Origin of the sequence: Bradyrhizobium sp. U87765 SZCCT0048 (assembly GCF_018131225.1) — a bacterium.
GTDB lineage: Bacteria > Pseudomonadota > Alphaproteobacteria > Rhizobiales > Xanthobacteraceae > Bradyrhizobium_A.
On record NZ_JAFCMM010000001.1, the window covers coordinates 1,012,503 to 1,039,143 of the forward strand.

24 protein-coding genes are annotated in these 26,641 nt (G+C 65.7%); 11 read left to right on the top strand and 13 right to left on the bottom strand.

What is annotated here, in order from left to right; genetic code table 11:
- Nucleotides 1-26: 26 nt before the first annotated feature.
- Both JQ639_RS04465 and JQ639_RS04470 read right to left on the bottom strand, forming a co-directional pair.
- Nucleotides 27-767 carry a sterol desaturase family protein gene (locus JQ639_RS04465; protein ID WP_211969220.1) on the bottom strand — a complete coding sequence of 247 codons (741 nt, stop codon included), beginning with the start codon at nucleotides 765-767 and terminating at the stop codon, nucleotides 27-29.
- A 243-nt stretch (nucleotides 768-1,010) separates the two neighbouring features.
- The gene (locus tag JQ639_RS04470) at nucleotides 1,011-1,793 is read right to left on the bottom strand and encodes a helix-turn-helix transcriptional regulator (RefSeq protein ID WP_249123506.1); all 783 of its coding nucleotides are present in this window, start codon (nucleotides 1,791-1,793) and stop codon (nucleotides 1,011-1,013) included.
- Between the two features lie 257 nt (nucleotides 1,794-2,050).
- Here JQ639_RS04470 and JQ639_RS04475 point away from each other — a divergent pair, with 257 nt between their 5' ends.
- Nucleotides 2,051-3,499: a right-handed parallel beta-helix repeat-containing protein gene (locus JQ639_RS04475; protein ID WP_211969219.1), complete on the top strand. Its 1,449-nt coding sequence runs from the start codon at nucleotides 2,051-2,053 to the stop codon at nucleotides 3,497-3,499.
- Between the two features lie 133 nt (nucleotides 3,500-3,632).
- Here the strand turns inward: JQ639_RS04475 and JQ639_RS04480 are convergent, their stop codons facing one another.
- From JQ639_RS04480 to JQ639_RS04515, 8 genes are all read right to left on the bottom strand, one after another.
- A complete protein-coding gene (locus JQ639_RS04480) occupies nucleotides 3,633-4,634 on the bottom strand; it encodes a transketolase family protein (RefSeq protein ID WP_349644800.1) in 1,002 nt (333 codons plus the stop codon).
- A 3-nt stretch (nucleotides 4,635-4,637) separates the two neighbouring features.
- Nucleotides 4,638-5,477, bottom strand: a complete 840-nt coding sequence (locus tag JQ639_RS04485; protein WP_211969217.1) for a transketolase — start codon at nucleotides 5,475-5,477, stop codon at nucleotides 4,638-4,640.
- 10 nt (nucleotides 5,478-5,487) lie between these two features.
- The gene (locus JQ639_RS04490; protein WP_211969216.1) at nucleotides 5,488-6,831 is read right to left on the bottom strand and encodes an aspartate aminotransferase family protein; all 1,344 of its coding nucleotides are present in this window, start codon (nucleotides 6,829-6,831) and stop codon (nucleotides 5,488-5,490) included.
- Between the two features lie 45 nt (nucleotides 6,832-6,876).
- A complete protein-coding gene (locus tag JQ639_RS04495) occupies nucleotides 6,877-7,833 on the bottom strand; it encodes an ABC transporter ATP-binding protein (protein WP_211969215.1) in 957 nt (318 codons plus the stop codon).
- The gene (locus JQ639_RS04500) at nucleotides 7,830-8,813 is read right to left on the bottom strand and encodes an ABC transporter ATP-binding protein (RefSeq protein ID WP_371745173.1); all 984 of its coding nucleotides are present in this window, start codon (nucleotides 8,811-8,813) and stop codon (nucleotides 7,830-7,832) included. The genes JQ639_RS04495 and JQ639_RS04500 overlap by 4 nt, the downstream gene beginning before the upstream one ends.
- A 7-nt stretch (nucleotides 8,814-8,820) precedes the next feature.
- A complete protein-coding gene (locus JQ639_RS04505) occupies nucleotides 8,821-9,711 on the bottom strand; it encodes an ABC transporter permease (protein ID WP_211969213.1) in 891 nt (296 codons plus the stop codon).
- The gene (locus tag JQ639_RS04510; protein WP_211969212.1) at nucleotides 9,704-10,648 is read right to left on the bottom strand and encodes an ABC transporter permease; all 945 of its coding nucleotides are present in this window, start codon (nucleotides 10,646-10,648) and stop codon (nucleotides 9,704-9,706) included. The genes JQ639_RS04505 and JQ639_RS04510 overlap by 8 nt, the downstream gene beginning before the upstream one ends.
- A 75-nt stretch (nucleotides 10,649-10,723) precedes the next feature.
- Entirely contained in the window at nucleotides 10,724-12,268 is a 1,545-nt protein-coding gene (locus tag JQ639_RS04515; RefSeq protein ID WP_211969211.1) for an ABC transporter substrate-binding protein, read from the bottom strand.
- A 268-nt stretch (nucleotides 12,269-12,536) separates the two neighbouring features.
- Between JQ639_RS04515 and JQ639_RS04520 the strand changes: the two genes are divergently transcribed.
- Complete coding sequence (locus tag JQ639_RS04520) at nucleotides 12,537-13,253, top strand: GntR family transcriptional regulator (RefSeq protein WP_211969210.1); 717 nt, start codon at nucleotides 12,537-12,539, stop codon at nucleotides 13,251-13,253.
- A 77-nt stretch (nucleotides 13,254-13,330) separates the two neighbouring features.
- Nucleotides 13,331-14,974 carry a N,N-dimethylformamidase beta subunit family domain-containing protein gene (locus JQ639_RS04525; RefSeq protein ID WP_249123542.1) on the top strand — a complete coding sequence of 548 codons (1,644 nt, stop codon included), beginning with the start codon at nucleotides 13,331-13,333 and terminating at the stop codon, nucleotides 14,972-14,974.
- A gap of 165 nt (nucleotides 14,975-15,139) precedes the next feature.
- On the opposite strand, the gene JQ639_RS04530 is transcribed toward JQ639_RS04525, so the two are convergent.
- Together JQ639_RS04530 and JQ639_RS04535 are read right to left on the bottom strand one after the other, a co-directional pair.
- On the bottom strand, nucleotides 15,140-16,678 hold the full coding sequence (locus tag JQ639_RS04530) for an ATP-binding cassette domain-containing protein (RefSeq protein WP_249126383.1): 1,539 nt from the start codon (nucleotides 16,676-16,678) through the stop codon (nucleotides 15,140-15,142).
- A gap of 71 nt (nucleotides 16,679-16,749) precedes the next feature.
- The gene (locus tag JQ639_RS04535) at nucleotides 16,750-18,303 is read right to left on the bottom strand and encodes an ATP-binding cassette domain-containing protein (RefSeq protein WP_211969207.1); all 1,554 of its coding nucleotides are present in this window, start codon (nucleotides 18,301-18,303) and stop codon (nucleotides 16,750-16,752) included.
- 128 nt (nucleotides 18,304-18,431) lie between these two features.
- On the opposite strand from JQ639_RS04535, the gene JQ639_RS04540 reads away from it, so the two are divergent.
- From JQ639_RS04540 to cydX, 3 genes are read left to right on the top strand one after another with little or no spacing between them, the layout of a single operon-like run.
- Nucleotides 18,432-20,000, top strand: a complete 1,569-nt coding sequence (locus tag JQ639_RS04540; RefSeq protein WP_211969206.1) for a cytochrome ubiquinol oxidase subunit I — start codon at nucleotides 18,432-18,434, stop codon at nucleotides 19,998-20,000.
- Nucleotides 20,001-20,025: 25 nt separating this feature from the next.
- Nucleotides 20,026-21,174: a cytochrome d ubiquinol oxidase subunit II gene (cydB, locus tag JQ639_RS04545; RefSeq protein WP_211969506.1), complete on the top strand. Its 1,149-nt coding sequence runs from the start codon at nucleotides 20,026-20,028 to the stop codon at nucleotides 21,172-21,174.
- A gap of 23 nt (nucleotides 21,175-21,197) precedes the next feature.
- The gene (gene cydX, locus JQ639_RS04550; RefSeq protein WP_211969205.1) at nucleotides 21,198-21,329 is read left to right on the top strand and encodes a cytochrome bd-I oxidase subunit CydX; all 132 of its coding nucleotides are present in this window, start codon (nucleotides 21,198-21,200) and stop codon (nucleotides 21,327-21,329) included.
- A 97-nt stretch (nucleotides 21,330-21,426) separates the two neighbouring features.
- On the opposite strand, the gene JQ639_RS04555 is transcribed toward cydX, so the two are convergent.
- Entirely contained in the window at nucleotides 21,427-22,176 is a 750-nt protein-coding gene (locus tag JQ639_RS04555; protein ID WP_211969204.1) for a GntR family transcriptional regulator, read from the bottom strand.
- Between the two features lie 135 nt (nucleotides 22,177-22,311).
- On the opposite strand from JQ639_RS04555, the gene JQ639_RS04560 reads away from it, so the two are divergent.
- The 5 genes from JQ639_RS04560 (at nucleotide 22,312) to JQ639_RS04580 (ending at nucleotide 26,612) form a co-directional block, all read left to right on the top strand.
- The gene (locus tag JQ639_RS04560) at nucleotides 22,312-23,190 is read left to right on the top strand and encodes a DODA-type extradiol aromatic ring-opening family dioxygenase (RefSeq protein ID WP_211969203.1); all 879 of its coding nucleotides are present in this window, start codon (nucleotides 22,312-22,314) and stop codon (nucleotides 23,188-23,190) included.
- A 15-nt stretch (nucleotides 23,191-23,205) separates the two neighbouring features.
- Complete coding sequence (locus tag JQ639_RS04565) at nucleotides 23,206-23,514, top strand: hypothetical protein (protein WP_211969202.1); 309 nt, start codon at nucleotides 23,206-23,208, stop codon at nucleotides 23,512-23,514.
- Nucleotides 23,515-23,588: 74 nt separating this feature from the next.
- Nucleotides 23,589-24,560: an acetamidase/formamidase family protein gene (locus JQ639_RS04570; protein WP_211969201.1), complete on the top strand. Its 972-nt coding sequence runs from the start codon at nucleotides 23,589-23,591 to the stop codon at nucleotides 24,558-24,560.
- A 5-nt stretch (nucleotides 24,561-24,565) separates the two neighbouring features.
- Nucleotides 24,566-25,507, top strand: coding sequence for an alpha/beta hydrolase (locus JQ639_RS04575; protein ID WP_211969200.1), 942 nt, complete (start codon nucleotides 24,566-24,568; stop codon nucleotides 25,505-25,507).
- Nucleotides 25,508-25,580: 73 nt separating this feature from the next.
- Nucleotides 25,581-26,612 (top strand): TRAP transporter substrate-binding protein, encoded by a 1,032-nt coding sequence (locus JQ639_RS04580; protein ID WP_211969505.1) that lies wholly within the window; start codon nucleotides 25,581-25,583, stop codon nucleotides 26,610-26,612.
- The last annotated feature ends 29 nt before the right edge of the window (nucleotides 26,613-26,641 follow it).

Genomic DNA, 26,641 nt, shown 5'->3' on the forward strand with positions numbered 1-26,641 from the left:
AGGCGACGTTTGTGATGTCGCCGCAATCACGATCGCCGATCATAGACGTCCCGGAACAGCAGCATCCGCGCCAGATGACGCTCGTTGTTGTGCGGGAAGCCGCATTGCGCAGCGAACGCATCCGCGTCCCGGTAAGTACCGAACAGCCTGTCCCAGATCGGCAGGTCGCCGTAGTTGCCGGCATGGACGTCAAGCTCGTGATGCAACGAGTGCAGCTCGGGCGTCTGAATGAAGTACTTCAGCCAGCGAGGAGACTTGTAGTTGGAGTGGTAGAAGAACTCGCCCGTCGCCGCGAACACGTTGAACCACATCGCGCCCTCGATCGAGCACCCCAGCAGGGGAAAGAGGATGACCGCGGCGAGCGCACCATCAGCCAAAATCTCGACAGGATGCTTGTAGAACGACGTGATCGTCTCGATCCGGACCGGGGAATGATGCACCTGATGGAACAACACCCACCATCCGTTCATGTGGCGAATCCGGTGCCACCAGTAGCAAAAGAACGTTCCGATCAGCCAGGCGGCAAATCCCTCGACCAGAGGGGGCCGCAATGCCCTGAAGTCGAACAGCGATGCGCCTCCGAACAGGTGCATCCAGAGCCTGCTCGTCGCCAGCGTAAGCCCGACCTGAAACAGCGTGATCAGCAGGGCACGGCCATACCAACCCGGCGCGTTGGGCAATTCCCGGCCAGGCCGAACCCGCTCCAGGATCATGAAAGCGACGGCAGACAGCACGATGAGCAATGAGGTGAGGACGAGGGTCGTCATGACGGATCACCTTGTGTGAAGATCCCGGCGATGCCGGGTCTCTTGGGACCGTCATGAGGACAACAGTTCAGCCTCCCTCCGTCGATGACACGCACGTGCTAGAGCCTTTTCGAGCGAAGTGGGTACCGGTCCGCGTGAACAAAACGCGTCGAGACAAGAATCCCGAGCGCGTTTGCGATTCCATCCAAAGAGACCGCGCCGGACGCCTGGAGCTTCCATTCAGCCCGATCGACCACCTCCCGGCTATTTCAGGGCCGCGATCAGTTGGCTGCGTCTGGTGATGCCGAGCCGCTCATAAATGCCACGGAAGTGATTTCCGACGGTGTGCTCGGAGATCCCAAGACGCGACGCAATGGTCTTGTCCGGAAGGCCCATCAGCGCCAGATCGACCAGTTGTCTCTGACGATTGGTCAGTCGCGCAAGATCGATGGGAGACCGCGCGACCTGCTCCGTCGCCAGAAATAGCGTATGGAGAACCGGCGCGACAAGATTGAGCGACGCCCGCGTTTGGATCGGATCCCCGACTGCGACGCCGGAAAAACTGATATAGGTTCCGGCGCTGGCAAAGGGATCGACGACGCCGTGGGCGGCGACGGCGCCGAGCGAAAACCGCTTGATCTCCTCGAGTTCGCGAGCGGTGGCGAAATCCGGCGGGTCGGCAGGATCGAGAATGAAAGCCGCGCGGTTCTGCACCCACCAGGCAAAGCAGCCCCGCAACGCCAGATCGAACGCATCTTCGAGACCTGCGACAAAATCGGGATGATGACCCGAGGTCACCAGGCTGCGCATGCGGATACGGCCACCGGACAAGCGACCGTAACCGCCGAGAAAGCGCTCGAAAGGCAGGAAACGCCGCAACGGTCCCTCGACCCATTGCAGGATTTGGTCCTCCGTGACCTCGCCCATCGGAACGGCGGTCAGCGCGTCGATCCAGGCGGCCAGATTCGTCCCCGACTGGCTCGCCTCCCGCTCCGGCCGGCGACCGCGTTTTGTCACACTGCGCCGCCCTCGCCCCGATCCGCTCATGCCCCCTACTCACGTTCGTCCGACCAGCCGACATTGCAGGCCATCGCCATTCGCCGGCTGCCGCGTCCGGAGGCGATGGTTACTCAAGGGCCCATCGATCGCAACGTTTCCGTTATCGATCCATCTCTCTGAAGGTCTTCCCCCATAAACCACGCTCTCGGCACTGGGGCGTCAATCGCCAGCAGGCCTAGATTTCGTCGCATCGACATGCAGCGTGTCCCCGACGGACGCGACGCCAATGGAGTGGGACACGAAAAATGCGTATCAACATCGTGACCGATCCCGCGTTCTGGGCCGACCCGACCAACACCACGGACAGCACTGCCGCCTTCGCGGCCGCACTCGCCGGCCCCTCCGTCGCCATCGTTCCGCCGGGCACGTACAAGATCGGCAATCTGGTCGTCCCGAGCGGAGCCTCCCTGATCGGCTACTCCGCATTCGGGTACGGCAACTCGTTCGGCGTCAGCACCCCGACGACCCTGGTGGCGCTCAACAGCACGACCACGCGCGTACTCAACGTCGACGGCGCATCGAACGTCGTTCTGGCCGGCTTCCAGATCGATTGCGACTACGCCCTCAACAATGTGCAGAACGCAACCTGCGACGGCATCTCCGCCGGCTCCAGCGTGCTGAACATGCGGGACGTCACCGTGCGGATGGGGCGCTACGGCCTTGGCGGCGCCGTCTCCAGCGGCACGAACAGGTCGACCGGGAGCGGCTGCTATCTCAGCAACTGTCAATTTTTCGGATGCGTCACCGGTGTCGGCGACCTCGTCGACGCCTGGTTGACCAACTGCTACATGAGCTACTGCACGAGCGGCGCAGTCTTTACCGGGCAGTCCGGCTCGATCACCATGGTCGGCTGCCGGGTCGAGTGGAACACCGCCAATGGCATCGAGATCGACAACGCCTCCGACATCATCGTTTCGAGTACGACGTTCGACCGCAACTTCGTGTCAGGTCTGTACCTCAACGGCACCTATATGGCATCGATCACAGGCTGCTATTTCAAGCGGAACGGCCGCAACCTCGACGGCAATTCCTGCCATATTCATCTCAATTCCGCGGGGGCCATCACGGTCACCGGCTGCACCTCCCGCCATGGCAAGGACGACGACGGCACCGGCAACGACTCTCCCGCGATCTGGGTTCGCGAGAGCGGCACCAGCGACAATATCAGCTTCGTCGGCAATGATCTGTCGGGGACCACCGCGCCCGCGCCGATGACCCTGGCCGGCTTCTGGGCTGGAAATCTGCCGACGGACTATACGCTCTCGAGCAATGTCGGCCTGCTGATGGACGAGCGATCGATCGGCCGACCGATCGTGCGCAGCGGATTTCCGTGCCAGGATCTTCAAAGCCTGAACCTGTCGGCAAATACTAGCGGCACAATGGTATTCGTCCACGATCCCGTGCCGGCCTACAGCGGCGTCTCGCACAAGTTGCGCGTGACCGCGCGCAATCAGAGCACCGGCGTGATGTATGTCACCGAATTCAACTACCTGATCCAGCACGAGAGCGGCACGCCCACCGTCATGCCGTCAGCCGCTTTCGGAACAATCGGCAGCGCCGGCTATATCGCGTTCGGCTCCGGTACGCTGCAACTGAGCTGGACCGGGATCGCCGCCGATGCGTCGAGCTATTCACTCCGCATCCAGAACACGAGCAGTACGGCGATCCACTTCGTCACCGCTCAACTCTGCTGAGCGGCGGACCACGTGCCGGACATCTGGAACGGGCGGCCATGGCGTCCAATCCGGCGCGAGGCGCGCAGCACCGGCACAGACCGGCCGCTGCGGCCTCGGCGAAAGGCCGCCACGTCGCCCCCGCAAGATCCCCCTATCGGTCGACGATCGCGATGAAAGCGCGTGCGATCGCGGCCGCGGAGAGACCATAGCGTTCAAACAGGAAGCTCGCCGTGCCGCCATCGGCAAAGACATCGGGAATGCCGACACGGGCAAATGGCACAGCCATGCCTGCCTCACTGAGGATTTCCGCGACAGCCGAACCAAGCCCACCGACAACGCTGTGGTTTTCGGCCGTGAGCAGCGGCTTTCCGGTTCGCGCCAGGTCGAGGACCCCCTCGCGATCGAACGGCTTGAGCGTATGGGCGTTGACCACCGCGACATCGATGCCACGCGCGAGAAGATCGTCCGCCGCTTCCAGCGCGAGCGCGACCATGACGCCGGACGCCAGGATCGTGCCGTCACGGCCGGAGCGGACAGGCTGCAGCTTCCCGAGCGCGAGCTTGGGGGCGTCGGCCGGGATTATCAGGGGCATCTCTCCGCGCTTGATGCGCATATACACCGGACCGCGATGGGCGGCGATCGCCTCGACCATGTCGGCTACCTGATCGCCGTCGGCAGGCTCCACCACCATCATGTTCGGTACCGCCCGCATGATGGCGACGTCGTCAATGGCCTGATGGGTGGGGCCACCCGGCGAGGTGAGCCCCGGCATGAAGCCAACGAGCTTTACGTTCGCATTTGGATAGGCGATCTGCAGCACCACCTGATCGAGCGCACGGCGGGTGGCGAACACCGAGAAGGTGTTGACGAACGGCACATCCCCTTCACGCGCCATGCCGGAGGCGACGCACATCAAATTGGCCTCCGCGACGCCGAAATTGAAGAAACGATCCGGAATCTGGTCTCGAAACAGATCGGTCTCGGTCGGCCCGGTGAGGTCGGCGCCGAGGCACACCACATTCGGATCCCGCTGCGCCAGCGCCACCAGCGCCTGGCCATAGGCCTTCATTTTCAGCGGCGTATCCTTGCGCCAGATCGGCGCCGACTTGGCAATGGTGATTCCCGGCGCGGATCGCAGAGCGGCAGTGGACATCGATCAGGCCTCCAGCTCGGCCAGGGCGCGCGCGGCGACCTCCGGCGGCAATTTAAGGAAATGACTGTAGGTGCCGGCGAGGAAGGACACGCCATGGCCCGGCACGGTGGTTGCGATGATCGCCGTCGGCCGATCCTTCACCTGCCTGGCAGTATCGAGCGCGTCCAGCACCTGTGGCACCGCGTTGCCGTCGATGCTGACCACATGCCACCCGAACGCCGCCCACTTCGCCGCGATGTCGCCCATGTCAATGACGCGGTCGGTGCGACCATCCACCTGCATGTTGTTGACATCGACGATCGCGCAGACGTTGGACAGGCCGAAGCTCGCGGCAGCCATCGCCGCTTCCCAGGTCTGCCCTTCCTGCAACTCGCCATCGCCGATCACGACATAGACGCGGGACGGCTGGCCACGCCGGCGCAGTGTCAGCGCCTTGCCGAGCGCGACCGACAGGCCCATGCCGAGCGAACCGCAGGTCGCCTCCACGCCGGGCAGTCGCTCGGACGCGATGATCTCCATCGGGCTGCCGTCACGGCCATAGTCGTCCATCAGCTCCATCGCCATGCAGCCGCTCTCTGCAAGTGCGGCGAACAGCCCGACACCGTAATGCGCCGGCGACAGCAGGAACTGGTCGCGGTCCGGCCAGGCGAGATCGTCGGGCCGGTAAGCCATTTCGTGAAAATACAGAGCCGCGAGAATATCGGCTGAGCCGAGCCCCTGCCCGGCATATCCTTCGCCCAGCGGCGCGACCATCCGCACCACATGGCTGCGCAGGCGCCTGGCTTTGGCCTCGATCTCGGCGGCAGGCAACGCGAGGCCGCGCGGTGGTGTCCAGTTGGTCATACGCCCCTCCCTACTGCTGCACATTGTTGGAGACTGTCTCGCGCAACGCGGCTTCCAGCCGCTGCAGGCCTTCCTCCGCCTCGTCGTCGGTCATGACCAGCGGCGGCGCCAGCCGCACCACGTTGGACTGCGAACCCGACGGTGGCAGCACGATGACGCCACGCGCCGCGGCGGCAGCCACCACCTTCAGCGCGCGATCGGGGTCCGGCGTCTTGTCGATGGCGTTGTCGACCAGCTCGATGCCCATGGACAGGCCCATGCCACGGCCATCGCCAACGCCGGGAATGTCCTTCACCCAGCGGGCAAAGCGCTGATGGAAGATACCGGAAAGATGCCGGGCGCGCGCGACCAGCCCTTCGCTCTCGATGACATCGAGGGTCGCAAGGCACGACGCGCAGGCCAGCGGATTGCCGCCATAGGTCGAACTCAGCACGCCCGCAGGCAGCGCATCGAACAGGTCGTGGCGACCGATCACGGCACTCATCGGCAGGCCGCTGGCGATGCCCTTGGCCACCGCGAGCAGATCAGGCTCGACGCCGTGCTCCTGGAAGGCGAACCAATTGCCGGTCCGGCCGAACGCCGACTGGACCTCGTCCATGATCAGCAGCGCGCCGAGCTTGTCGGCAAAGCCGCGCAGCCGCCGCCAGAACGCCGGCGGCGCGACATGGGCGCCGCCAGCGCCGAGAAAGGGCTCGACGATGATCGCGGCGACCTGGCCGATGGAGTTGATGCGCACCACCTCCTCGGCCATGTCCATGCACAGCTCCGCCCATCCAGACGGATCGAACTGCGGGGGACGGCGGTAGCTGTTGGGGAACGGCACCACGATCGAGCCGGGCACAGTGGGGCCGACAATGCGGCGTGTGCCCGGCATGCCGGATAGCGCCGAGGTGCTGATCGACTTGCCGTGGAAAGCCTCGGCAAAGGACACGACTTCGAAACGCCCGGTCGCGGCCTTGGCGATCTTCACCGCGCTGTCGATCGCCTCCGCGCCGGTGGAGAACAGCGCCACCGCGTCGAAACGGCCCCCGGCATAACCCAGCAGTCGCTTGCCGACCTCAGCGCGCAGCGGATGCGGTGCGTCGTAACAATTCAACAGCTTTGCTGCCTGCTCCTGGATGGCCTTGACCACTTTCGGATGGCAGTGGCCGGTGTTCGCCACCAGCACGCCGGAGGTGAAATCGATGAACTCGCGCCCCTCGACATCACGGATGCGAACGCCGCTGGCGCTCTCCCAGACGATGGAATCATGGCCGGGCGCGAGCGACCACAGATGGGCGGCTTCGGCATCACGGTAAGGGCGCGAGCGATCCGCAGAAGCAGATGCACGGGATTCGGCTGCACTCGGGGTCATGGGCGTGACGGGGTCCTTGGTTACGAAGACGTCGGGAGAAAAAATTCAGATCAGATGGCAACTGGCCTGGTGGCCCGAGCCGACGGTGCGGACCGGCGGGGCTTCGACACGGCAACGCGTCTCGGCCACCGGGCAACGGCTGGCGAAGCGGCAACCGGCCGGCGGATCGATCAGGCTCGGTGGCTCGCCCTGCAGCATCTGCCGGGACTTCGCGGCGCCATGGACACGCGGAACCGCATCGAGCAGCGCGCGCGTGTAGGGATGGCGCGGCGTCTCATAGAGCGCGCGCTTGGGCGCGACCTCGACGATGCTCCCGGCGTACATGACCGCCACCCGCGTCGAGACGCTCCGGACCACCGCGAGATCGTGGGCGATGAACAGATAGCTCAGCCCGAACTGGGCCTGCAGATCCATCAGCAGGTTGACGACCTGCGCCTGCATGGAGACGTCGAGAGCGGACACGGCCTCGTCACAGACGATGAACTCCGGCTGCAGTGCCAGCGCCCGCGCGATCACGATCCGCTGGCGCTGGCCACCGGAGAATTCGTGCGGGTAGCGGCGGGCGGCGCTGCGCGGCAGGCCCACCATGTCGAGCAGCTCGCCGATGCGCGCCTGCCTGCGGTGACGATCAAAGCCGCCGGCGATGTCCAGGGGCTCGGCGATGGCGTCGCCGACCTGCATGCGCGGATTGAGGGCAGCCTGGGGATCCTGGAACACGAACTGCAGCCTGCGACGCACGGCCTTGAGATTGGCCTTGGCGTCGTCGCCGCTGATATCGCGCCCGAACAGGCGAATGCGCCCGCTCGAGGCCGGATAGACGCCGACCAGCATCCGCCCCACCGTGGACTTGCCCGAGCCGGATTCGCCGACAAGGCCAAGCGTCTCTTCCGCCGCGATGGAGAAACTGACCTTGTTGACGGCGTGCAGCTGCTGCGCCCTCCGGCCCCGCGACAACGGAAAGGTCTTGCAGACATCAGTCAGCTCGACGATCGGCGTACTCATGCCATCCTCCCTGCGGCACGTGGCGGACAGCGCGTCTGATGCTGCGCCGACAGATCGATCATGGCGGGCATCTGTTGAGTGCAAGCCGCGATCGCCTCCGGACAGCGGGGATGGAAGCGGCAGCCGGCGGGTGGATAGGCGGGATCTGGGATCGAGCCGGAGATGGTGGCGAGCCGCGCCACATCGGCATCGATGTCCGGGATCGCCCGCAGCAGGCCGTCGGTGTAGGGATGCATCGGCCGTTCGAACAGGCCGCTTCCCGCCGCCTGCTCCACCACCTGGCCCGCATACATCACCGCGATGCGATCGGTGAATTCCGAGATCACGCCCATGTCGTGGGAGATCAGGATCACCGACATGCCGAGTTCGGCCCGCAGATCGCGCAGCAGGTTGAGGATCTGCGCCTGCACGGTGACATCGAGCGCCGTGGTCGGCTCGTCCGCGATCAGGATCTTGGGCCGACAAGCGATCGCCATCGCGATCATGACGCGCTGGCGCATGCCGCCGGACAGCCGGTGCGGATACTCGGTGACACGGCGGCGCGCGTCGGGAATGCGCACCATATCGAGCAGCTCGACGGACCGCCTAAGGGCGTCCGCCGCGCTGAGGCCCTGGTGGATGCGAAGCGTCTCGCCGATCTGGTCGCCGATTGTCAGCACCGGATTGAGCGAGGACATCGGATCCTGGAAGATCATGGCGATCTCCGCGCCGCGGATGCGCTCAAGGGCGCGCGCCGGCACCGCCAGCAGATCGCGATCCTGATAAACGATGCGGCCCGATGCGATCCGGGTCGACTTCGGCGCGTGCAGGCCGAGCACAGTGAGCGCGGTCACGCTCTTGCCGCTGCCGGATTCGCCGACGATCCCGAGGCACTCACGCTCGGCGAGGCCGAGATTGACGTCCTCGATCGCCGTGATCCAGCGCCCGCCGCTGCGGAACTGGACCGTGAGATTCTCGATCGAGAGGAGCTTGCCGCACATCGTCATCTCAGCCCTCGATCTTCAGGCGCGGATCGAGCACGTCGCGCAGGCCGTCACCCAGCAGGTTCATGCCGAGCGCCGCGAGGCTGATGCCAAGCCCCGGGAACAGCATGATCCACCAGGCCTCCACCGCATAATCGCGCCCTTCGGCGATGATGTTGCCCCAGCTTGGCGTCGGCGGCGGCGGACCGATACCGAGGAAGCTGAGCGCGGCCTCGGCGAGAATGGCGTAGGCGAACACGAAGGTCAGTTGCACCAGCAGCGGCCCGACGCTGTTCGGCAGGATATGCCGCAGCACAATGCGCAGGCCGCTGGCGCCGCTGATCCGCGCCGCCTGCACGTAGTCGAGCTCGCGCACCACCAGGGCCGAGGCCCGCACGATGCGCGCGGTGCGCGGAATGTAGGACACCGACAGGGCGATGATGACGCTGTGCACTTGCGGCCCAAGCGCCGCATTGATGCCGATAGCGAGCAGGATCGGCGGAAACGCCAGCAGTGCATCCATGATGCGCATCACCAGGGAATCGATGGCCCGGACATAGCCCGCCAGCACGCCGAAGATCGTGCCCACGATGCCGGACAGGATCGCGACCCACAGCCCGATCAGCAGCGACAGCCGTGCCCCGTGGATGAAGCGGGCGAAGATGTCGCGGCCGAATGCATCCGTCCCCATCCAGAACCGCTCCGAGGGCGGACGGAAGCGGAAGCGCATCTGCATGGCAGTGGGATCGGCGGTGTGGAACAGAGGTCCTGCCAGTGCCACCAGCACCAGCAGGAGCACGACGACGAATCCGATGCGGAACGACAGGTGCCGGAACAGACGCCGCGCCAGCGCAGCCCCGCGCTGAAGCGGCGACGGAACATCCGCGGCGAGATCGAGGGTGACCGCATCAGTCATAGCGCACCCGCGGATCGACCACGATGTAGAGAATATCGGTGGCGATGTTGATCAGCACGAAGATGAAGCCGAACAGCAGCAGCGTGCCCTGAACGAGCGGATAGTCGCGGGCCAGCACCGCCTGCACCACCAGGCGGCCGACGCCCGGCAACGCGAACACCTGCTCGACGATCACCGAACCGCCGATCAAAAGGCTGAAGATGTAGCCGATCACCGTCAGCACGGCGATCAGCGTGTTGCGGAAGCCGTGCTTCCACAGCACGCGCAGCGGCGGCACGCCCTTGGCGCGGGCGGTGCGGACGAAGTCCTGGTCGAGCACGTCCAGCATCGCCGAGCGCGTCATGCGCGCGAGGAAGCCGACCTGGAATAGCGCCAGCACGATCGCCGGCTGCAGCAGCGCGAGCAGCCAGGGCACGACGCCGTCGCTGAGCGGCACATAGCCGGCGGACGGCAGCCATCCCAGCGTGACCGAAAACAGGATGACGGACAGGATCGCGATCCAGAAGCTCGGCACCGAGACGCCGAGCAACGCCAGCGCCATCACCGCGGCGTCGATCCAGCTGTCGCGGGTCGCGGCCGCGACGACGCCGAGCAGGATGCCGACCGGAACCGTGATGATCATCGACACCACCGCCAGCGACAGGCTGACCGGCAACCGCTCGGCCACCGCCGATACCACTGTCTGATTCAGTGTCAGCGACGAGCCGAGGTCGCCCGACAGCAGATGTCCCATCCACGACAGGAGCTGCTGCCATAGCGGGCGATCGAGCTGCAGGCGCTCGCGGATCTGCTGGATGGCTTCGGCGCTGGCGCCGTCGCCGGCCATCAGCACCGCGGGATCGCCCGGCAGCAACTGCATCAGGAGGAACGCCAGCACCGCGATGATCAGGAGGATCGGGATCGCGTGGGTCAGGCGGATGGCGACGAGACGAAGCATGGGTGCGATGTTTCTCGAAACGGTCGGATCACGCGGGACTGGTCGACTGCGGCGTTGCCGCAGTCGACGGCGTCGTTACTTCAACGAGACATTCCAGAACCGGTTGATGTAGTAATCCCTGAAGTCAGGGAGCCGCTTGCGATTGAGCGCCTGGATGACGCCGATGTCGGCGATCTTGATCATGTAGGCCTGCTCCAGCACCCGTTTCTCGATCGCCCGCCAGGCCGCCTTGCGATCGTCCAGCGCGAGCGAGGTGTAGAACTTGTCGTAGGCGGCATCGAGTTCGGCATCGCCCTTCACATGTGGGAAGTTGTAGACCATGAACTTCCATTGCTGCGGGCCGAGGTTGGGGTTCGAGCAGAATGACGTGGAAGAGATGTTCCAGTTGCCGTTGCCGCTCTGCATGTTGGCAGCGTTGGTCGCCCAATCCACCATCTGCACCTCGGAGGCGATGCCGGCTTCCTTGAGCTGCTCCGACAGCACCAGGATGGCATCGCGGAATTCCGGATAGGTGGCCGTGGTCATCAAGTTCAGCTTCTGACCCGGCTGATACCCGGCCTGTTTTGCAAGTTCGGCTGCGAGCTTTGGGTTCTTCTGGTCGTAGAATTCGCTGTTGATGTCGCCGCCATAATATTCGCCGCCGGGAATGGTCATCGCATGGCTGCGTTTGGCCGGCCGGCTGATCGCCCCGATCATGTCGTCGACGCCGACGGCGGCGCGAACCGCCTGGCGCATCTGCACCTTGTCGGTCGGCGGCTGCTGGGTGTTGACGATGAAATACTGCTGGCAAGCCAGGATGCGGTTGACCTGCAGGTCTCCCCGCCCCTCGATGCGGCCGACGAGATCGCGCGGCACGTTGGAGATGATGTCCGCTTCGCCGGTCTGCAGCGCCGCGATCCGGGCGTTGGCTTCCGGCATGAAACGATAGCGCACGGCGGCGACGTTGACGGTCTTCTTGCCGACCAGGCCATCAGCGGGCTTGCCGCTATCGTCCGGCACATAGCCGTCGAACTTCTCGAGCGTCAGGTGGCTGTCCTTGCGCCACTCGGCGAGCTTGAACGGACCAGTGCCGATGATCTCGACCTCCCGCGCTGCCTTGTCCTTCTGCTCGGCGGGCAGAATGACGAAGGGATAGACCGGCGATTTCAGCACATCGAGGAAGACGGCATTGGTCTTCTTCAGACGGATGACAAAGGTGGTGGCATCGGGCGCATCGAAGCTCTCGACATCGGCGAGCACCGCCGCATTGGGACTGATCCGGCGGTAGCGTTCGAACGACGCCTTGACGTCGGCGGAGGTCATTTCCTGGCCGTTGTGGAATTTGACGCCGTGGCGCAGCGCGAAGGTGAAGAGCTTGCCGTCATCTGCGACATCGACCTTCGACGCCAGCATCGGCTTGGCGGCGTAGCTGCCATCCATCCCCACCAGCCCCTCGAAGATGTGGTGCACGACCTCGAGGTCGACGGTGCTGCTGCCGACATAAGGGTCGAGGGTCTCCGGCCCGGCTGTGTTGCCGTAGACCAGCGTCGTCGCCTTGTTCTGTGCCAGAGCCGGAGATCCCGCCAGCGCCACGCCCAGGATGAGTGCGGCAGCGGCAACTCCCTGCAAATACTTGATCATTCTTCCCCTCCCCATCGTCGGCGCTGTGCTCTCTGGCTTCGCTATTTCGCGATAGCCGATAGGATATATCCTATAGACAAGCTAAACAGGGTCCCCTAAGCTTGTCAAATCCGACGCGCCGCCCTGCGACATCGTGGGCCCCGGCGCAGCGGACGAACGGTTGCCAGCACGCCGACGACGGCCGAGAACGCGCTCCTTCCGCCATGCCGAATCCTCTGCCCGCCACGACACACCAGCCGTTCCTTCCTTCCCGTCATGGACACCCGTCATGCTGCCTTTGAAGAAAGTCGCCCGCGAAAACCTCGCGACCCGCGCCTACGGCCAGCTGCGCGAGGCGCTGATGCAGGGCCAGCTCAAGCCGGGCCAGCGCCTGAAGATCAACGAGCTCGCGGTGATGCTCGGCGTCAGCGACACCCCGATCCGCGAAGCGGTGATGCAGCTGCTGCGTGAGCAGGCGCTGGAGTTCACGAGTTCGCAGAGCTTCCAGGTGCCGAAAGCGTCATTCCGCCGCTATGCAGAGATCCGCGAAATCCGCCTGCGGCTGGAGCCGCTGGCGGCCGAGAAGGCCGCGGCGCTGATCGCGCCCGACGCCGTCGCCGTGCTGGAGCAGGCCCATTCCGCGCTGGTAGCGGCGGAAGCGCGCGGCGACTGGCGCGACGCGGTGTACCAGAACTACGTCTTCCATCTCGGCGTCTGCCATGCCGCCGAAATGCCAAGCCTGACCACGATCCTGGAAAGCCTGTGGCTGCAAAGCGGCCCGACGCTAAACCTGCTCTACCCACATGCGCTTCCGCACTATGCCGGCGAGCACCAGCATGTGCGCCTGATCCGCAGCCTGAGAGAGCGCGATGCCGCCGCGGCCGGAAACGCCATCCGCGCCGACCTCGAAGAAGGCGGTGCGGCGCTGATGGACCTGCTCAAGGCGATCGAGGAAGGCCGCGTCACCGCGCCCGACTTGCTCGAGGCCGCCGAACGCCCCGCCTGATCAACGACAACAAGAGAAGCTAGAGGAACCCCGCCGTGCCCAAGGACAACGACGCCGCGCGTCCCGAATTTCAGCCGATGAACATCCACGATCGGCGCACCAGCGTGATCCATCCGGACAACGCCTGGCATCTGTCGCACTGGTACGAGACGCCGCGCGAAGATCCTGCAATCCCCGAGATCTACACCTACACCGACGCGATCTCCTACGCGCCCGGCAGTGAAGTGAGCTTCCACAGCAGCAGCACGGCACCGCGCTGGACGCTGCAGGTCTGGCGCGACGGCCACAAGCCGGCGCTCGTCCATGAGGCGAAAGACCTTGCTGGCGAATTCCATCCGACGCCGAAAGCCGCCTACCGCGACGGCTGCAGCTGGCCGGTCAGCCATCGCTGGACATTGCCCGCCAACCTTGCCTCCGGCTTTTACCGCGTGGCCTCGATCTGCGATCTCGGCAATGGCTCGCAGTTCGTGCAGCACCACTTCTTCGTGGTGACGCCGGCCGACCACCAACCTGCCAAGGACCGTTTCCTGCTGATCCTGCCGACCTCGACGTGGATCGCCTACAACGACTGGGGCGGCGCCAACTACTATGACGGCATCGACGGCGCGAACGGCAAGCAGTTCTCCCCGATCCTCAGCGTCCAGCGCCCCTGGACACGCGGCCTCGTCTGGCTGCCGCCCGGCGCGCCGCGCCTGTGCGACACCCCGAAGCGCCGGCCGCTGGAAGCGCCGCGCTACCCGACCAAGGAATGGGCGTTCACCAACGGCTTCGCGCAATACTACGCGTCCGCCGGCTGGGCGCAGTTCGACCGCCACTTCGTGGTCTGGGCCGAGCGCGAAGGTTATGCCTTCGACATCATCACCCAGACCGACCTGCACCACCAGCCGGAGATCCTCAAGCGTTACAGTACCGGCGTCATCGTCGGCCATGACGAATACTGGACCCGCGAGATGCGTGACACCGTCGACGCCTTCGTCGAGGCCGGCGGCAAGATGGCGCGCTTTGCCGGCAACTTCCTCTGGCAAGTGCGCTTCGAGAACGACGGCGCCCGGCAGATCTGCTACAAGGCCCGCGCCCACGACGAGGATCCGGTGCGCGACACCGCCGATAAGCATCTGCTGACTTGCGGCTGGGAGGATCCGGCCGTGGCGCATCCCGGGGCGACCACATTCGGCGTCAATGGCATGCGCGGTGTCTATGCCTCATGGGGCGGCTTTGCCCCGCGCGGCAGCCGCGGCTTCACTGTGTATCGCCCCAAGCACTGGGCGTTCGACCACACCGACACCCACTACGGCGATATTCTCGGCGAGGACGCCAGCATCTTCGCCTACGAGGTCGACGGCCTCGACTACACCTTCCGCCATGGCCTGCCCTATCCGACGCACGAGGACGGTGCACCGGACAGCGTCGAGATCCTGGCGATGGGCCCTGCGGTCTATGTCGAGGACGAGTATGCCGGCGAAGGCTTCCGCTATTATCTGCGCGACAGCGGCCTTGCCAACAAGGCCAGGCGATTGTCAGGTTCGACATCGCCCGAAGCGCTCCAGAAGCATCGCTACGGCTCCGGCATGATCGTATCGATGCCACGCGGCAAGGGTGAGGTGTTCACCGCCGGCAGCTGCGAGTGGGTGATGGGGCTGGCGCGTGACGAATTCTACACCCAGCAGGTGACGCGCAACGTGCTCGATCGCTTCCTTGGCAAATCAGACGATCGTACCTGACACCTGATCCAGGCAAGCGATCGTCGAACAATCATAACGACGCGCGGCCATCCGGCCGCGCTCAGAACGTCACGGTGAAATTGGCCCCGAGAGATTGCTCCAGCGCGCTGAAGGGCTTTTCGTGGGGACAACGACCAAGCGACGGGAGCCCGCTCCCTCCGCGCGTCACAACGCCAGCGTCCGCGCATCCGGCACGACCACGGGGTGATGACTGGACACCACCACGACGCGATCGGCGAGACGGCTGAACAGCCGCCCGAGAATGCGCTTCGCCTGCACCTCGTCGACATGTTCGGCCGGCTCGTCGAGCAGCACCAGCGGCTGATCGGTCAGATAGGCCCTTGCAAGGTTCAGGCGCTGGGCCTCGCCGAACGACAGGGTCTCCTGGGTGATCCAGGCATCGAGGCCGCCGCCACGGCGGATCCGCTCGTCCATCTCGACGGCGGCGAGCGCAGCCCACAGGTCCACGTCTGTCGCATCGGGGGCGAACAGGTTGGCGCGCACCGTATCGGCTAGAATCGCGGCGTCGTGCAGACAGACCATTGCGATCGCACGGCGATCGCGCGCACCGAACATCGCACCGTCGTCCGCGGCCAGGTTGTCGTCGCCGATCCAGCCCGCGATCTGCTTCAGCAGGCTGGTCTTGCCGGAGCCGCTGGCGCCGATGAGGATCGTCGGCCGGCCGCGTCGCAGGTCGAGATCGACGAAGCTTCCGAGCGAGCGTCCATCGGGCGCGCAGCGCGGCAGGCCCGCGCGGGCGAGCGACAATGGCACACGACGCTCCGGCGCACTCTCTGGCAACGGCTGCGCCGTCCACCGGGCGATCTCGCGCCCGGCGATCACGCGCCGCTGGTTGGCGACGATCATTCTCGACGTTCCCTGCAGGGCTTCGGCGAGCGCAAGCCAGGCGAACGCGACGAAGACGGGCACCAGCAGAGCCTCGCCGCGCGCACCGGAGAACCACGCCGCGGCGATGACGCTCGCTCCGGCGATCGGCCCGATGGCCGAACACAACGCGTCGACGTTCGCCTGCAACCGGCGCAGGCGAAGTCTGAGCCCGTGCGCTTGCGCCAGAGCATGCAGCGCCGGTGCGAAACTCGCCTGCCAGGCGCCCTCGGCGCGCAAAGAGACCACTGCGGCAGCGGCGGCGCCCGCGATCTCCGCGCTCTTCCGGCCGCACGCACGCCCGGCTTCGAGGATTGCGGCCGCGACGCCGACCGCACGCGAGCCGACGATCACGCACGCCACAAGCAGCGAGACAATCGCAACGAGCGCCAGCGGCGCGACCATCAACGTCGCCGCGAGCCCGGCGCACAAGCCCACCGCCATGGTGATCGCCGGCAGATCGGCGCGCAGCCGGCCATAGTCGAGATCATCGACATCATCGAGATATTCGGTCAGCCGCGCCTGATCGCCGAGCTGCCAACTCGCCTGCCGCGCGCTGTCCGCACGGGCCATGGCACCGAACAGCTGGGCGCGGCGCACGACCAGATCGGTCAATGCAGCGTGGTGACCGGTGAGCCGCTCGCCGTATCGGGCAAGCGTCCGGCCGATGGCAAACAGCCGCACCAGCGCGCCGGGCGCGTGAAAGTTGAACGTCAGCGCCGCGGCCGAGAGCCCGGCGACCGCGACCGCTCCGAGAAACCAGGCGGAGAGCCCGCCAAGAAGCACGGCACAGGCGAGGCCGACAATGGCAAGCACCATCGCGCGGCGCCACGACCTGCGGCTTGTCCTACGCAAGGCCTCCCTGTCGAATTGCGCAGCAGATTCCCCGGTCATGCGTCAGCTGCCTCGGCCACAGAAGCGCCCAGCACGATCTCGCGGTCGGCGAGACGCGCCAGCTCCCGGTCATGGGTCGCGACCACGACCAGACGATCGGCGGCCATGTTCAGCAGCATCGCACGAACCCGCCGGGCATTGCCGGCGTCGAGCTTTGCCGTCGGCTCGTCGGCGAATACCGTTCGCCCCGACACCCAAGCGCGGGCAACCGCAATCCGCACCCGCTGCCCGCCGGACAGGTTCGCGCCACCAGCCGTAACGGGCGCATCGAGACCACCGGGCAGATAGGCCTCGTCGAGCAGCCCGGCCTGCGCGGCGGCCTCGGCAAGCCGGCTGCGTTCGCGTACGCCGCCGTTCCATGCGATGGCATCCGCCAGCGTGCCCTGCGGCATGAAGCACTCGGTCGACACCCATGACACGGCAGGCGCCACCGCGCGCGCCCCTTCTCCCGCGAGCTGGCGCAGCAGCGTGGTCTTGCCCGCCCCGCTCGGACCGGTCACGGCGACAAGACCACGCGACGGAAGTGCGCCGAGCGCGAGCGACACGCCGTCGACGGCATCGGATCCCGCGTAACCGGGCGGCGGCGACAGCAGCTCATCGAGCGCCACCGCCGCAGCCTCTCCTTCCGCCTTGGTATGATACTGCTCCGCGAAGCGCCGGAACGGCGCGAAGTATTCCGGGGCGATCATCAGAATGAAGAGGCTCTGCCACAATGCCAGCCCGCTGAAACCGGGAACGTGCGCCAGACCAAGGTGCCCAAGCCCGAGAAAGACGGCCAGCATGGCGATCGACAGCGAGGCGAAAAAATCGATGATGCCGGCATTGAGAAACGCGACCCGCAGCACGCCCATGGTCCGGCCGGCGAGATCGCGCAGGCGCGCGGCCAGCTTGGCCTCCTCGTTCGCCAGCGCCTCGTTGGCGAGAATTGTCGGGAGTGTACGGATGCGATCGGCGAACTGACCTGCCAGATGCCCGAAAGCCTGCTCCTGCGCATGCGCGCGCCTGCGAATCACGTCACCGACCAGAACGAAGAAAAGGATCATGACCGGGGTCAGCGCGAGCACCATCAGTGCCGCCTGCCATGACACCATCATCAGCGCCGCCGCCGCAAGCAATGGCCCGACAGCCATCATCGCCGCGGCCGCGCGATGCCCGATGACCAGGCCGGCCACCGCGTCGGGATGGCGTTGCAGCGCGACGACAAGCTGCCCGACCGGAATGGCCTGGACCTGACGCGTCGCCAGTTCTTCGAGACGGCGCGCCATGTCGGTGCGGAGCGCGGTCGCGACCGCCGCTTCCAGTACCGCCTGCATCCTCTCCCCCCACAGTCCGCAGACAATGGCGAGAACGAGCAGACCGAGCCCCGCGCCGGCCAGCCAGATGTGGACATTTTGTCCAAGAACCAGTTCGCCGACGATCATCGCGGCGGACGCAAGGAAGCCCAGCCGCAGCAGGGAGCGGACGGCGAGCAACGCGAGAAGCCTGTGATTTCCGGCCTTTCGCGCGCCTTCCATGGCATTGAAGGAATCGCCGATCACAGCAGGCACCATCGCACAATCATCGGTCGGCGCGTTTGCACCGCACGCTTGTGGCAGGCATCACCGATGGTAGTTTGACCCATATCAACTTTCACGAAAACAGAATAACTTATCGACGGTCAGCCTGGAAGGATGCCTTGATGATAGACCATCTGCTCGTCGACCTGTCGCGGCTGCAGTTCGCCCTGACCGCGATGTATCATTTCCTGTTCGTTCCCCTGACACTCGGCCTGTCCATCCTCATCGCGATGATGGAGACGGTCTATGTCATGACCGGCCGCGCCGTCTGGCGCGACATGACGAGGTTCTGGGGCGTCCTGTTCGGCATCAACTTCGCCCTGGGCGTCGCCACCGGCATCACCATGGAATTCCAGTTCGGCATGAACTGGGCCTACTACTCGCACTATGTCGGCGACGTCTTCGGCGCGCCGCTCGCCATCGAGGGCCTGATGGCGTTCTTTCTCGAGGCGACCTTCGTCGGCCTGTTCTTCTTCGGCTGGGAGCGACTGTCGGCGCGCGCGCATCTCGCCGTCACCTGGCTGATGGCGCTCGGCACCAACTTCTCGGCGCTGTGGATTCTCATCGCCAATGGCTGGATGCAGAACCCGGTCGGCGCCGCGTTCAATCCCGACACGATGCGCATGGAGGTCACCGACTTCATCGCCGTCCTGTTCAATCCCGTGGCGCAGGCGAAATTCGTCCACACCGTCTCGGCCGGCTATGTGTGCGGCGCGACATTCGTGCTCGGCGTGTCCGGCTGGTATCTGCTGCGCGGCCGCCATGTCGCGCTCGCCAAGCGGTCCTTCGTCATCGCATCGGCCTTCGGCCTTGCGTCGGCACTGTCGGTCATCGTGCTCGGCGACGAAAGCGGCTACGCGCTCACCGACAACCAGAAGATGAAGCTCGCGGCGATCGAGGCGATGTGGGAGACCGAGCCGCCGCCCGCGCCCTTCACGGCCATCGGCATTCCCAGCAAATCCGAACGCAAGACGTACTTCGCCATTCACATTCCCTGGGTGATGGGCCTGATCGGAACGCGTTCGATCGACAAGCCGATCGCCGGCATCGATCAACTCGTCGACCACGCCAAGGAGCGCATCCGCAACGGCATCACCGCCTACGATGCGCTGGAGCGACTGAAGGTCAATCGCTCCGATAGCGCCGCGCGGAAGACTTTCGACACGGCTTCCGCCGACCTCGGCTATGCCCTGCTCCTCAAGCAGTTCGTGGAGGATCCGCGCAAGGCTAGTCCGCAGCAGATCGACGACGCCGCATGGTCGACGGTCCCGCAGGTGCCGACGCTGTTCTTCGCCTTCCGCTTCATGGTGCTGGGTGCCTTCATCCTGCTTGCCGTATTCGCGGTATCGCTCTGGCACACGGCGCGGGAAGCCGAAGCTCCGCGCTGGCTGTTCAGGCTCGCCGTGCTGGCGCTCCCTATCCCCTGGATCGCGATCGAACTCGGCTGGCTCGTCGCCGAGTTCGGCCGCCAGCCATGGATCATCGAAGGCGTGTTGCCGACGTTCCTCGCCACCTCGCAACTCGGCGTGACCAATCTGCTGATCACGATCACCGGCTTCACGGTGGTTTACGGCGTGCTCGCCATCATCGAGGTCAGGCTGATGCTGGCCGCGATCCGCAAGGGACCGGAGGTCGCCGACGTCGTCGACGCCCTGTCGCCGGCCCCGTCGCGCCTTCAGCCCGCCGAATGACCCCCGCCCGGAAAGGATCATGACCATGATCGACTTCCTGTTCGACTACACGACCCTGAGAATCATCTGGTGGGGGTTGCTCGGCGTCCTGCTGGTCGGCTTTGCGGTCACCGACGGCTTCGATCTCGGCGTCGGTGCGCTGCTGCCGTTCGTGGCAAAGACGGACCTCGAACGCCGCGTCGCCATCAACACCATCGGACCGGTGTGGGAAGGCAACCAGGTGTGGTTCATTCTGGGCGGCGGCGCGATCTTCGCCGCGTGGCCAGCGCTGTATGCCGTCAGCTTCTCCGGCTTCTACCTCGCGATGTTCATCATCCTGCTGGCGCTGATCCTGCGTCCGGTGGGCTTCAAGTACCGCTCCAAGCGTCCTGATCCAGCCTGGCGCACGCGCTGGGACTGGGCCCTCTTTGTCGGCGGTGCGGTTCCTGCGCTGATTTTCGGCGTCGCCATCGGCAATACGCTGCAGGGCGTGCCGTTCCATTTCACCCCCGATCTCAGGCCGGTCTATGAAGGCAACCTGTTCGGGCTGCTGAACCCGCTGGCGCTGTATTGCGGCCTGGTCTCACTCGCAATGATCGTGATGCACGGCGCCGCCTGGCTGACGTTCAAGGCCGAAGGCATGGTCGCGCAGCGCGCACGCACGATCGGCAGCGGCGCCGCGCTCGCCACGGCGCTGCTGTTCGCCGGTGGCGGCGTGCTGACATCCCTCGGCCTGCTGGGCGGCTACCGCGTCACCTCGCCGATCGTGTGGGATGGCCCGTCCAATCCATTGACCAAGACGGTCGTCGCAGACGGCGGCGCATGGCTCGCCAACTTCCACGCCCATCCGGTGCTCTGGCTGGTGCCCCTCCTCGGCATCGTCGCCCCGCTCGTCGCCTGGCTCGGCTTTCGGTCCGGCAAGGAAGGGCTGACCTTCCTCGCGTCGAAGCTCGGCGTCGCGATGATCGTCACCACCGTCGGCGTCGCCATGTTCCCGATCCTGCTGCCGTCGAGCACCAATCCTGCCCACTCGCTGGCGGTGTTCGATGCCTCCTCGAGCCGCGCGACGCTGCGCAACATGCTGTTCGCCACGGCGATCTTCATGCCACTGATCCTGGGCTACACCGCCTGGGTCTACCGCGTGCTGTGGGGCAAGGTTGGCGAGAAGAACGTCAAGAGCGGACACGCGTACTGAACCAAGCGAAGGAAACACATCACATGTGGTACTTTTCCTGGATCCTCGGCCTCGGGCTGGCCACGACCGTCGGGATCCTCAACGCCCTGTGGTACGAGCTTCGGAGCGTGCGCGAACAGGCGCCGGAGGAAACGCTGCCGCTTTCGACGCCCTGACGTCGCGATGCCGAGCCGCCCTCGGGGGCTCACGGCTGCACACGACTGCGGCGGACCTCGCGTTCGCGGTCCGCCGGACCTCACGTCAAACGCGGTTTCAATCGGCCGGTGCGGTGGCCCGCTCCACCCGCTGGCGCAACACCATGGTGAGCTTGGCCTGTCGCTCGAAATGAGCCTGCAGCAGGCTCGCCGCAAGATCCTCGTCGCGATCGAGCGCGGCCTTCATGATCGCTTCGTGCTCGCTGTCGGCGGCAACCGCCCGCTCGGCGTACTTCCAGAAATAGCGACGATAGCGCTCCATGTGATCGTAGAGCTCGTCGAAGAAGTGCAGCAGCCAGGGCGAGCCGCAGCCCTTGCACAGCGCGTAGTGAAAGTCGCGGTGGCGATCCTCCCACTCCGTGCGCTTGTCTTCATCCTCTTCGCCCGGCGTGACCGCGAGGCCCGCGCGCTTGAGACGATGGAAGGCCGCAAGCAGATCGACTTCCCAGTCCTCCTTGCCCTCGCGGATCGCGCCGCGAATGGCGAAACACTCGAGGTTGGCGCGCAGCTTTGAGACGTCGAACATCTCGTCGAAATGGATCGGCGCCACGAAGAAGCCCTTGTGGTCCTCCGCCATGACAAGGCCCTGCGCGGCAACCTGGAAGAGCGCCTCGCGCAACGGGCTCGTGCCGACGTCATACAGCTTGCTGAGCTTTTCGAACTGCAACCGCTCACCGGGCTCCAGCCGATGCCGGATGATGTCCTGACGCAATTGCTGCGCGACCCGCCCCGCGAGGGTCTTGGGAACCTCGCCCCGCGTCGGGCCCGGCCCCCATCGGTGCGCCGGTCGTTTCAGATAGCTGGTCATGGTCGTCCCAGATCGCTGGCGAATCCGCTGGACAGTATCCGTGACGGCAACCCAAAATCCAACACAAAATGGATTTCCGAAAATCTTGACAATATTGGATTCGTAGGCGACGTTTGGGCAGCCAGGGAGGAACTGATGGCGGAAATCGTATTCGCAGCCGGCGCACCGCATGCGCCGGGCCTGATCGGGCTGCTCGAAGCAGCCCCCGCCGACGTCAAGGACGTCGTGGTCAACACCTATCGCAACCTCGCCGATGCCATCGCGCAGGCGAAGGCGGACGTCCTGATCGTGTTCGCCAACGATCATCTCGCCAACAGCCGCATCCGCACCTATCCGGATTTCCTGATCGGCATGGCCCCCGAACACCGGGGCCCCTACGAGTGGTTCAAGCCGTGGATCGGCTGCGAGGACTATGCGGTGAAGGGCGCCCCGGACATCGCCGGCGCGCTGTTCGACGGCATGACCAAACGCGGCATCCGCATGTTCGCCGAGACCAACAATCTCAAGTTTGACGACAACATCTCGGTGCCCGTGCTGCTCACCAATATCCAGGGCGCCGGCATTCCCGTCGTCCCGGTGCTGCAGAACTGCACCGTGCCGCCGATCCCGAACCAGCACCGCTGCTACGAAGTAGGCAAGGCACTCGGCGATTTCATCCGCAACGACCTTCCCGCCGACATGCGCGTGGCCCTGCTCGGCTCGGGCGGCCTCAGCCACGAACCGGGCGGCGCGCGCTACTACTTCATCGACGAGGAGTTCGACCGCTGGTTCCTCGACCTCGTCGCGTCCGGTGATCACGACAAGCTGCTTCGCGAACTGACACTGGAGCGGATGGAAGCCGCCGGCTCCGGCGGCACCGCTGAGCTTCTCGCCTGGGTCGTCGTTCTCGGCGCGATCGGCTCGAAACCCGGCAAGAGCTTCGGCTACACCGTCCACAAGGACTTCAAGTGCGGCGTCGGCGCGGTGCTCTGGGACATGGACGCCAACCAGCCGAAACAGCACGCGACAGCGTGAACGAGGAGAGACATCATGGGCCTTGAGAAGTTCAGAGCATCGCTCGCCACTCACGATCTCATCCAGGACCTCAAGTGGTCGCCAGCGCTGCGCGAGGAGTTCGCTGCCAGCGAGGCCGCGGTCCTCGATCGCTATCCCCTGCATCCCGACGAGCGCGCGGCGATCGAAACCCGCAACTTCCTCGCGCTCTACGACATGGGCCTGCATCCCTATCTCGGCGGCCAGTTCGCCCGGCTGATCTTCGGCAACGAAGCGGGCAAGGGCGCGGCCGTCGCCGTCAACAAGCTCGTGGAATCGCTGCAGGGCAAGGGCCCCGTCGGCTGACGGCCTCGGCAACGCGCAGCCAGCGTCAAGCGACGCTGCGCGCGGATACCGAACGGCGGGTTACGGAACGCGTCATGACAACTCATCTCATCAAGGCCGGCCCCGACACGGTTCAGGGCGGGATCATCGACCCGCGCGCGCGGCCGATCCGGACCATCATGTCCGGCGACACCGTCGTGCTCGACACCTGGACAATGTGGGACAACGCCGGCGGAGCCTCGCTCGACCTCGCCGGGGCGCTCGCGCTGCGCGACCGCTTCCGCGGCGAAGGCCGTGGACCCCACACCCTCACCGGCCCGATCGCGGTCGAGACCGCCGAGCCCGGCGACATGCTGAAGGTCGAGATCCTGCGGCTCGACGTCGCCGACCATGGCCTCAACATCATCTTTCCCGGCAGCCAGAGCCGCGCCCTGCTCGCCGACATATTTCCGGACGCCGAGCTGCGCCACTTTCCGCTCGACCGCGCCACCATGACCACGCGCTTCGGCGACAGCATCACCATTCCGCTGCGGCCGTTCCTCGGCATCATGGGCGTGCTGCCGCCCGGCGACACGCCGCGTCACTCGGCGATTCCCGGCGTGTTCGGCGGCAACATCGACTGCTCAGACCTTGTTGCCGGCACGGTGCTGTACCTGCCGGTGTTCGTGCCCGGCGCGGGCTTCTATGCCGGCGACGCCCATGCCGTTCAGGGCAGCGGCGAGGTCGTCCAGACAGCGCTCGAGACGGCGATGACCGCGGCCGAGCTGCGCCTCACCGTGATCAAGGGCCGCACGATCAGGCGTCCATGGGCCGAGACGCCCGACCACTTCATCACCATGGGCCTCGACGAGGACCTGCGCGAAGCCGCGCGTCAGGCGGTACTCGACATGGTGGAGCTGCTCTCCGACACCAAGGGCATGAAGCCGTCGGACGCCTACGCGCTGTGCTCGCTGCAGGCCGATCTGCTGGTGACACAGGTCGTGAACGGCACCAACGGCATCCACGCGCGCATGCCGAAAGCGATCTTCGGTGATCGTACGCCTTCCGCCACCACGACACCGGAATAACGACCATGGCGATCGACCCGCAACTCGCCCCGTTCATCGCCCGCCTCGAGGAGGCCTGGCCCGAACCGCCGCTGTCTTTGCCGGTCGATGTCTGGCGCGAACGGATCGAGCGCCTGTCGGCGGCTGCTCGCGTTCCCTACCCGGACAACCTCGCTGTCGAGACGCGGACCATCGACGGACCGCGCCCTGTTCGCATTCGCATCTACCGGCCCCGCGCCAGCTCGCCGTTGCCGGCGCTGATCTACATGCATGGCGGCGGCTGGGTGGTGGGCAGCATCGACAGCCACGACGCCATCACCGCGGCGCTAGCGATGGATACGCCATGCGTCGTCATCAGCATCGACTACACCCGCGCCCCCGAACATCCCTTCCCCGCCGCCGTCGACGATTGCCGGGCCGTGGTTGCCTGGACGTTCGACCATGCGGCCGAGCTCGGCATCGCCGCGGATGCGATCGCCGTCGGCGGCGATTCCGCCGGCGGCAATCTCGCCGCAGCGATGACGCTGGCGTTTCGCGGCAGCAGCCGGCGCATCCGCGGCCAGCTTCTGCTGTATCCCTGCGTCGACGTCGACTTCTCCCGCGCGTCTTATGCCAGCGAGGCGCACGCGCCCTACCTCAAGGCCGCCGAGATGATCTGGTTCTGGCGCCAGTATTGTCCGGACGAAGGCCAGCGCGCATCGCCGCTGGCGGTGCCGATGACCGAGCCGAACCTCGCCGGACTGCCGGATGCCTTCATCGTGGTCGCCGAGCACGATCCGCTGCGCGACGAAGGACAAGCCTATGCCGAGCGGCTGCGCGCCGCAGGAGTCCCGGTGCTGTTTCGACCGGGACGCGGCCTTATTCACGGCTTCCTGCGCGCGCGCACCTTCAGCGCCGCGGCCGAGGCCGAGCATCAGGCCATGACCAGTTGGCTCCGCTCGCTGCCTGATCGGCCCGGGCCCGGCTGACGCTCAAGCATCACAACGATAACAGGGGGAGACCATCATGACGACACCACATCGCCGGCCCGCACGTGCGAAAATGCCGCCGCGCAAACGCATCCTTGCCGCCGGCGTCATCGCCGGCCTCGCCGCCCTGGCGGTAGTGCCCGCCATGGCCCAGGACAAGACGATCAACCTCAAGATCTCGCTGTGGGCGCCGCCGGCGCATCCGCTGACGCCGGCGACCCAGGCCTGGGCTGCCGATATCGAGAAGGCCTCCGGCGGCACCATCAAGACCACGGTGTTTCCGTCCGAACAGCTCGGCAAGGCGTTCGATCACTACGACATGGCGCGCGACGGCATCGCCGACGTGACCTATGTGAATCCGGGCTATCAGCCGGGACGATTTCCGATCATCGCCGCAGGCCAGCTGCCGTTCCAGTTCGGCGATGCCAAGAAGGGCACGCTGGCGCTCGACGAATGGTATCGCAAGCATGCGCCCACGGAGATGAAGGACACCAAGTTCTGCTTCGCCTTCATCCATGATCCCGGCACGCTGCACGGCAAGAAGAAGATCGTCGTGCCGGAGGATTTGAAAGGCGTGAAGGTGCGTCCGGCGCAGAGCACCATCGCCGAGATGGTGAAGCTGCTGGGCGGCACCAACGTGCAGGCCTCCGCTCCGGAATCGCGTGACGCCCTCGAACGCGGCGTCGCCGACGAGATCGCCTTTCCGTGGGGATCGATCTTCCTCTACGGCATTGACAAAGTGGTCAAGTATCACCTCGACGCCCCGCTCTACTCCACGGTGTTCACCTACAGCATGAACCTGAACACCTACAACGCGATGTCGCCGGCCCAGAAGAAGGTGATGGACGATCACTGCACCTCGGAATGGGCCGCGAAGCTATCCGGACCGTGGAACGACTTCGAGGCCGCGGGCCGCGCCAAGGCGAAGGCTCTGCCGGGACACGAGGTCTATTCCCTCACCGCCGAACAGCTGTCGCAATGGAAGACGACGCTCGAACCGTTGCGCGCGAGCTGGGCCGACGCGGTGAAGAAAGCCGGCGGCAACCCCGACGAGATCGCCGCGGAGCTTCAGGCGGCCATCGCCCGGCACGGCGCCGGCATCTAGCAGCCATCATCTGCAGCGTCGGCCGGACG

Excerpts from the sequence above, each read along its gene's own strand:
- JQ639_RS04490 (WP_211969216.1), bottom strand. The coding sequence starts at position 6,831 with ATGACCCCGAGTGCAGCCGAATCCCGTGCATCTGCTTCTGCGGATCGC.
- JQ639_RS04575 (WP_211969200.1), top strand. The coding sequence starts at position 24,566 with ATGGCGATCGACCCGCAACTCGCCCCGTTCATCGCCCGCCTCGAGGAG.
- cydB (WP_211969506.1), top strand. The coding sequence starts at position 20,026 with ATGATCGACTTCCTGTTCGACTACACGACCCTGAGAATCATCTGGTGG.
- JQ639_RS04480 (WP_349644800.1), bottom strand. The coding sequence starts at position 4,634 with ATGTCCACTGCCGCTCTGCGATCCGCGCCGGGAATCACCATTGCCAAG.
- JQ639_RS04570 (WP_211969201.1), top strand. The coding sequence starts at position 23,589 with ATGACAACTCATCTCATCAAGGCCGGCCCCGACACGGTTCAGGGCGGG.
- JQ639_RS04530 (WP_249126383.1), bottom strand. The coding sequence starts at position 16,678 with ATGGTGCTTGCCATTGTCGGCCTCGCCTGTGCCGTGCTTCTTGGCGGG.
- JQ639_RS04500 (WP_371745173.1), bottom strand. The coding sequence starts at position 8,813 with ATGTGCGGCAAGCTCCTCTCGATCGAGAATCTCACGGTCCAGTTCCGC.
- JQ639_RS04540 (WP_211969206.1), top strand. The coding sequence starts at position 18,432 with ATGATAGACCATCTGCTCGTCGACCTGTCGCGGCTGCAGTTCGCCCTG.
- JQ639_RS04525 (WP_249123542.1), top strand. The coding sequence starts at position 13,331 with ATGAACATCCACGATCGGCGCACCAGCGTGATCCATCCGGACAACGCC.
- JQ639_RS04520 (WP_211969210.1), top strand. The coding sequence starts at position 12,537 with ATGCTGCCTTTGAAGAAAGTCGCCCGCGAAAACCTCGCGACCCGCGCC.
- JQ639_RS04535 (WP_211969207.1), bottom strand. The coding sequence starts at position 18,303 with ATGGTGCCTGCTGTGATCGGCGATTCCTTCAATGCCATGGAAGGCGCG.
- JQ639_RS04560 (WP_211969203.1), top strand. The coding sequence starts at position 22,312 with ATGGCGGAAATCGTATTCGCAGCCGGCGCACCGCATGCGCCGGGCCTG.
- cydX (WP_211969205.1), top strand. The coding sequence starts at position 21,198 with ATGTGGTACTTTTCCTGGATCCTCGGCCTCGGGCTGGCCACGACCGTC.
- JQ639_RS04555 (WP_211969204.1), bottom strand. The coding sequence starts at position 22,176 with ATGACCAGCTATCTGAAACGACCGGCGCACCGATGGGGGCCGGGCCCG.
- JQ639_RS04510 (WP_211969212.1), bottom strand. The coding sequence starts at position 10,648 with ATGCTTCGTCTCGTCGCCATCCGCCTGACCCACGCGATCCCGATCCTC.
- JQ639_RS04475 (WP_211969219.1), top strand. The coding sequence starts at position 2,051 with ATGCGTATCAACATCGTGACCGATCCCGCGTTCTGGGCCGACCCGACC.
- JQ639_RS04505 (WP_211969213.1), bottom strand. The coding sequence starts at position 9,711 with ATGACTGATGCGGTCACCCTCGATCTCGCCGCGGATGTTCCGTCGCCG.
- JQ639_RS04565 (WP_211969202.1), top strand. The coding sequence starts at position 23,206 with ATGGGCCTTGAGAAGTTCAGAGCATCGCTCGCCACTCACGATCTCATC.
- JQ639_RS04580 (WP_211969505.1), top strand. The coding sequence starts at position 25,581 with ATGCCGCCGCGCAAACGCATCCTTGCCGCCGGCGTCATCGCCGGCCTC.
- JQ639_RS04485 (WP_211969217.1), bottom strand. The coding sequence starts at position 5,477 with ATGACCAACTGGACACCACCGCGCGGCCTCGCGTTGCCTGCCGCCGAG.
- JQ639_RS04515 (WP_211969211.1), bottom strand. The coding sequence starts at position 12,268 with ATGATCAAGTATTTGCAGGGAGTTGCCGCTGCCGCACTCATCCTGGGC.
- JQ639_RS04470 (WP_249123506.1), bottom strand. The coding sequence starts at position 1,793 with ATGAGCGGATCGGGGCGAGGGCGGCGCAGTGTGACAAAACGCGGTCGC.
- JQ639_RS04495 (WP_211969215.1), bottom strand. The coding sequence starts at position 7,833 with ATGAGTACGCCGATCGTCGAGCTGACTGATGTCTGCAAGACCTTTCCG.
- JQ639_RS04465 (WP_211969220.1), bottom strand. The coding sequence starts at position 767 with ATGACGACCCTCGTCCTCACCTCATTGCTCATCGTGCTGTCTGCCGTC.